This is a genomic window from Oleiphilus sp. HI0066 (assembly GCF_001635725.1).
In genome coordinates this window covers 1-559 of sequence record NZ_LWFH01001221.1, presented here as the reverse complement: position 1 = coordinate 559, position 559 = coordinate 1, and the positions used below count along the sequence as shown (strand labels likewise).

The window sequence follows — 559 nt, the reverse complement described above, 5'->3', positions numbered from 1 at the left end:
GATAAATCACACGACCATTGCGCGGCACAGTACGAATAACATGATGGAATTGCTTTTGAATAGCGCTTAGGTCTTCGAAAATATCGGCGTGATCAAACTCGAGATTGTTGACGATCAATGTTCGAGATTTGTAATGGACAAACTTCGAGCGCTTATCAAAAAATGCGCTATCGTATTCATCCGCTTCGATCACAAAGAAAGGGGTTTCGCCCAAACGAGCTGAAAATTCAAAATCCTTTGGCACTCCACCGATTAAGAAACCCGGCTTCATTCCAGCATATTCAAGAATCCACGCTAGCATGGTCGTTGTCGTGGTTTTGCCGTGCGTACCGGCAACACCCATCACCCATTTTCCCTGCAGGATATGTTCTGCAAGAAATTGAGGGCCTGAGGTATAGGGCAAACCTCGATCTAGAATCTCTTCAAGCAAGGCATTACCACGACTAATTGCATTGCCAATGATAAAAAGATCGGGTTCGAGATCTAGCTGTTGCGTATCGAAACCTTGAATCAACTCAATACCGAGTGACTCAAGTTGCGTACTCATTGGAGGATAAAC

The 559-nt window shown here is 44.5% G+C and carries 1 protein-coding gene; it reads right to left on the bottom strand.

Annotated features, from left to right (window positions below; genetic code table 11):
• The coding region (locus A3738_RS16845) for a Mur ligase family protein (RefSeq protein ID WP_231876680.1) at positions 1-559 on the bottom strand (559 nt) is incomplete at both ends.